4 protein-coding genes are annotated in these 4,730 nt (G+C 64.9%); all 4 read left to right on the top strand.

All coding sequences use genetic code 11. The features are described from left to right. The coding region (locus RMN84_RS00480) for an SDR family oxidoreductase (RefSeq protein ID WP_309610250.1) at window positions 1–563 on the top strand (563 nt) is incomplete at its 5' end. Then, a complete protein-coding gene (locus RMN84_RS00475; RefSeq protein ID WP_309610249.1) occupies window positions 560–2,890 on the top strand; it encodes a membrane-bound PQQ-dependent dehydrogenase, glucose/quinate/shikimate family in 2,331 nt (776 codons plus the stop codon). The genes RMN84_RS00480 and RMN84_RS00475, both read left to right, overlap by 4 nt. Then, window positions 2,887–3,816, top strand: coding sequence for an alpha/beta hydrolase (locus tag RMN84_RS00470; protein ID WP_309610248.1), 930 nt, complete (start codon window positions 2,887–2,889; stop codon window positions 3,814–3,816). Before RMN84_RS00475 ends, RMN84_RS00470 begins: the two co-directional genes overlap by 4 nt. A gap of 82 nt (window positions 3,817–3,898) precedes the next feature. Then, the coding region (locus RMN84_RS00465; RefSeq protein WP_309610247.1) for a LysR family transcriptional regulator at window positions 3,899–4,730 on the top strand (832 nt) is incomplete at its 3' end.

The following is a 4,730-nucleotide window of genomic DNA, read 5'->3' as shown; positions in this document are numbered from 1 at the left end:
TTCGCCACGACGTCGCGAACGAAGACAACTGGAAAACGGTGATCGCGGCGGCGCAGGACGCGTTCGGCAAGATCGATATCCTCGTCAATAACGCCGGGGTGTTCAAGCCGGCTAACATCGTCGACACGACGCTCGCCGAATTCGACCTTCATTATCGGGTCAACACGCTCGGGGTCTTCCTCGGCATTCGCGCGGTCATTCCCGCAATGGAAAGCGGCGGCGGGTCGATCATCAATATTTCGTCGATCGCGGGAATGCGCGGCTGGCCTGGTATGATCGCCTATGGCGGGACGAAATGGGCGTCACGCGGCCTTACCCAGTGCGCCGCACGCGAGCTTGCGCCGCAGCGAATCCGGGTCAATTCGATTCATCCGGGTCTCGTCGACACGCCGATGCTCGATGATCATGATCCCGCGGCGCTCGAGGCGTTCACGGCGGCGGTGCCGTTTGGGCGTATGGGGAGCGTCGATGACGTTGCGGAAGTGGTCATCTATCTGGCGTCGGACCTGTCGAGCTACGTGACCGGCGCTGAAATCGTGATCGACGGAGGTCTAGCGCTGTGAGGCTGGCGATCGGCCGGCGCGTCCTGGCCCTGTTGCTGTTGTTGATCGGCCTCGTCGTGGCGATCGGCGGTGGGCAACTGGCGCTGCTCGGTGGATCGCTCTATTATCTGATCGGGGGGATCGCGGTTGCCGTCGCCGGCATTCTCACCTGGCGCGCCGATCGTCGCGGGCCGTTGCTCTATGCCGCCTTCTTGATCGTGACGCTTCTTTGGGCGCTATGGGAGGCTGGCCTGGACGGCTGGGCACTGGCGCCACGGCTGGTAGCCCCGGCGGTGCTGGGACTCTTCTTCGTCGTTCCGTGGTTCCGCACGGCGATGCCGAAGCGACCGGCACTGGCGCCTGTGGCGGCCGGAGCAGTGTCTCTGCTCGTGATCCTGGTAGTGGCTTTGCTGCCAGCTGACTATGGCGCTAAGGCCGAACGGCCCACGGTGCCGGTGACGGTTGCCGGGGCGGCAGGTGAATGGCCGACGTGGGGCCGGACCCAGGGCGGCGACCGCTTCTCGCCGCTGGCGCAGATCACGCCTGCCAATGTCGCGGACCTCAAGCCCGCCTGGACCTATCACGCGGGAACGACGGGCAGTTGGCAGAAGAGTTCGTTTCAGGCGACGCCGCTGATGATCGGCGACTCGCTGTACCTGTGCGCGCCGACGAACATCCTCATCGCCCTCGACCCGGAAACGGGTAAAGAGCGGTGGCATTTCGACCCGCGCGCCGACAAGACTGGCAATTCGCAAGTCACCGCATGTCGTGGCGTCGCCTATTATCGCGCGAACAACGCGGCGGACTGCCCCGAACGGATCATCTCGGCTACCTTCGATGCGCGGCTGGTGGCGGTCGATGCCCGCACCGGGCGCCCGTGCGCGTCGTTCGGAAACAACGGCTTCGTCGACCTCAAGGCCGGGCTCGGCGAAGTGCTTCCGGGATTTTATTATGTCAGCTCGACCCCGACCATCGTCCGCGGAAAAATCGTGATCGGCGGTTGGGTCGCGGACGATCAGAGCACCGACGAGCCATCGGGCGTCATCCGCGCCTATGATGCGACGACGGGCAAATTCGCCTGGGCGTGGGACATCGGCCGGCCCGGCGTGACGAGCGAGCCGAAAGCGGGCGAACATTATGCGCGCTCGACACCCAACAGCTGGGCGCCGATGAGTGGCGACGAGCAACTTGGGCTTGTCTATGTGCCGACCGGCAATCCCACCCCCGATCATTGGGGCGGTGCAAGGTCGGCGGCATCCGAGCGGTTTGGCAGTTCGCTCGTTGCGCTCGATGCCTCGACGGGGCAGCCGCGCTGGGCGTTCCAGACGACGCACCATGACTTGTGGGATTATGACGTTGCCTCCCAGCCGACCCTGTTCGACATGCCCGTTGGGAGCCAGAGCATTCCGGCCGTGGCGCAGGCAACCAAGCGCGGCGAAATCTTCGTCTTTGACCGGCGCACCGGCAGGCCGCTCCTGCCGATCGTGGAACGCCCCGCGCCGCAGCGGGGCAGCGTCGAGCCTGACCGGCTGTCGAAGACCCAGCCTTATTCGGTCGGGATGCCGTCCTTCGCCGGCGCCCGGCTCACCGAGCGAGACATGTGGGGGATCACCCCGCTCGACCAGCTCTGGTGCCGGATCGAGTTCCGCAAACTGCGCTATGACGGGCCGATGACCCCCCCCGGGACCGACCGGTCGCTGACCTACCCGAGCATTGGGGGCGGCCAGAATTGGGGAAGCGTGTCGGTCGACCCGTCGCGCAAGGTGATGATCGTCAATTCGATGTATTATCCGGCGGTATTCGAGCTCGTGACCCGGGCCGAGACCGACCGCATCCTCGACAAGCCTGGCGGCTATTCGCATAATTTCGCCCTGCCTCAGCGCCAGGCGGGCGCGCCCTACGGCGTGCGCCTGACGGGGCTAATCTCGCCACTCGACGTGCCCTGCAACAAGCCGCCCTACGGCACCTTGAGCGCGATCGACCTCAGCACGCGCAAGCTGCTCTGGTCGCGGCCGTTCGGGATGGCGCGCGACACCGGCCCGCTCGGTATCACGTCCAACCTGCCGCTGCCGATGGGCATGCCCAATTTCGGCGGGTCGGTGACCACCGTCAGCGGGCTGACCTTCATCGGCGCGACGCAGGACACTACCTTCCGCGCCTTCAATACGAGCACGGGCAAGCTGTTGTGGCAGTCGCGCCTGCCCGCCGGGGGTCAGGCCAATCCGATGACCTATGTCTCGCCGCGCAGTGGGCGGCAGTTTGTCTTGATCGTCGCTGGCGGACACATGCTTTCGCGCTCGCCACTGGGAGATTCCGTGGTTGCCTTTGCCCTTCCGGAGAAAAGATGAACGACGATGCGCTGAAGCTGGTTGATCCGGAGCTTATACCGGCGCTAGACCTGCTTCCTAATCTCAAGACGCTTTCGCATGAGTCACTGGCAGAGCTCCGGGCCCTATTGGCCGAGGGCCGCGACCCCGACCCCGTGCCGGGCGTCACGACCGAATGGATCATGCTGCCGGGGCGAGCGGGCGCGCCCGAACTGCGCGCGCTACTTCACCGTCCGACGACGCCCGGTCCCCATCCGGCGGTTCTCAACATTCATGGTGGCGGCTATGTCGCGGGGACGGCCGCGCGCGAAGACGGACCGATGCAGGCTCTGTGCGCCGAGCTTGGAGCCGTGATCCTGTCGGTCGAATATCGGCTCGCTCCGGAAAATCCTTTTCCTGCCGCACTCGACGATGCGTGGACTGGCGTTCAATGGCTGCACGAGGAACCCGAGCGGCTGGCCATTGATCCGGCGCGGATCGCGGTGCGCGGGGTCAGTGCGGGGGGCGGAATCGCGGTCGGGCTTGCCTTGGCGGTTCGTGACCGTAACGGCCCGCCGATCGCTTTTCTTTCGCTGGTCTACCCGATGCTCGACGACCGCACGGGTGAACATCCAGCCGCCGGCCGTCACGTCTGGCCGATCGAGGCCAACCGGTTCGGCTGGTCCTGCTATGTTGGCGACGGCGATGAACCGTCGATCTACGCCGCGCCGGCCCGTTGTGTACAGCTTGCGGGCCTTCCGCCGACCTTCATCGCCACGGGGTCGATCGACCTGTTCATCGACGAGGATCTGCGCTTCGCGCAGCGGCTGATGCACGCTGGTGTTCCGACCGAGCTTCACGTCTACCCCGGTGCCTACCACGGGTTCACGCTAATCGCGACCTCGGCGCCCGCCCGGCAGTTCGAGCGCGACTCGCTCGCCGCCTTCCGCCGGGCGATTGGGTTGTAATGGTCCTCCGATCCGCGTCGCCCCATTGACGAGCGCCCCATACGGCCCGATCATCGAAAAGGGGTTAGATCGGGGCGACCGAATGTATAATTTAAAGGCATTGCAGATATTTGTCGTGGTGGCCGAGAGCTGCAGCTTTCGTCGGGCGGCCGAAGTGCTGCACCGGTCGCAGTCCGCCGTGAGCACCCAGATCAAGCTGCTTGAGGGACAGATCGGGGTTGCCCTGTTCCATCGCACCACCCGCCGTGTCCAGTTGACGGCGGAGGGCAAGCAACTGCTCGGCCACGCCCAGCGCGCGGTTGCATCGCTCGAACTCGGACTGCGTGAGATCCGCGAGGCGGCGAATGTCCAGGTCGGCAATATCTCGATGGGCTGCGTGCCGAGCATCGCTGCGACAGTGCTTCCCGGCGTCCTCGCCGAATTTCAGCTGAAACGACGAAGCATCCGTCTCAAGCTGCGCGAGCTCGCCTCTGCGCAACTGCTGGAAGCCGTGTCGCGCCAGGACATTTCGTTCGGGATCGGTCCGTTCGTCGAACAGGCCAATGATTACAACTTCAAGGAGATCACCACCGAGCCGATCTATGCCCTTTTACCCAAGGCGCATTGGCGGCCCGGGGCGACGGAAGTCACGCTGCACGACCTCGCCAAGCTGCCACTCGTGCTGGCATCCTCATCGGCCGAGATGCGCAACACACTCAACCGCGAAGTCGCCTTGCGTGGACTGGAGATCAAAAATTCGTTCGAGGTGATCCAGGTGCAGACCATGCTCGCGTTCGCCAAGGCCGGACTCGGCGTGGCGATCCTGCCGCGCATCATGATCCCGGTGCCGCTCGATGCGACGCTTCAGGCGCTACCAATCACCAAGCCGACCCTCGACCGCAAGCTCTGCCTGATCACGCTCAAGGGAAATTCGC

Source organism: Sphingomonas sp., from assembly GCF_031380695.1.
Classification (GTDB): Bacteria; Pseudomonadota; Alphaproteobacteria; order Sphingomonadales; family Sphingomonadaceae; genus Sphingomicrobium.
Note: the sequence above shows the minus strand (reverse complement) of the source record. Positions and strands in the feature narration are given on the sequence as shown.

What these genes read in the sequence shown, in the direction of transcription:
- RMN84_RS00470 (WP_309610248.1), top strand. Translation starts at nt 2,887, where the DNA reads ATGAACGACGATGCGCTGAAGCTGGTTGATCCGGAGCTTATACCGGCG.